General features: G+C 35.1%; 1 protein-coding gene. It reads right to left on the reverse strand.

Annotated features, from left to right (window positions below):
* Positions 1-6 precede the first annotated feature (6 nt).
* Positions 7-306 carry an antibiotic biosynthesis monooxygenase gene (locus tag E3E37_RS11230; protein WP_240910849.1) on the reverse strand — a complete coding sequence of 100 codons (300 nt, stop codon included), beginning with the start codon at positions 304-306 and terminating at the stop codon, positions 7-9.
* Between the last annotated feature and the right edge of the window lie 118 nt (positions 307-424).

The following is a 424-nucleotide window of genomic DNA, read 5'->3' on the forward strand; positions in this document are numbered from 1 at the left end:
CATTAATTACTTCTCATAAAACACATAATACATGGAAACGTATTTCTCCTTTTCCAGTAAGAATTCGTCGTCTTCTGGATAATACTTCGCAAGTTCTGGATTTTCACCAGCGAACTTTTTAATAGACTCCATAGAATCCCAGATGGTTACAAGAAGGAAATGAGCCACTTTGTCCTCATCTTTTCGTGTGAAACATAATTTTAGCAAACCATCAACAGAACTATAATCCGGTACTGCTCTTTCAACCAAAAATCTCTCATACTCATCAGCTTTCTTAATAGGAACTCCCCCGTGCCATAACCTCATAATTGCCAAAATATCACCTCCTCCTTACTGTATAAACATTTATGATATATGAACATTGTGCATTCAAATAATAGGGATAAATTGGAGTTCTGATGATTTTACCATCCAATCATACTTT

Origin of the sequence: Thermococcus sp. ES12, assembly GCF_012027515.1 — an archaeon.
Lineage (GTDB): Archaea > Methanobacteriota_B > Thermococci > Thermococcales > Thermococcaceae > Thermococcus > Thermococcus barossii.

Bases quoted from the DNA above. Each gene is read 5' to 3' on its own strand.
- E3E37_RS11230 (WP_240910849.1), bottom strand. From the start codon at position 306: ATGAGGTTATGGCACGGGGGAGTTCCTATTAAGAAAGCTGATGAGTAT.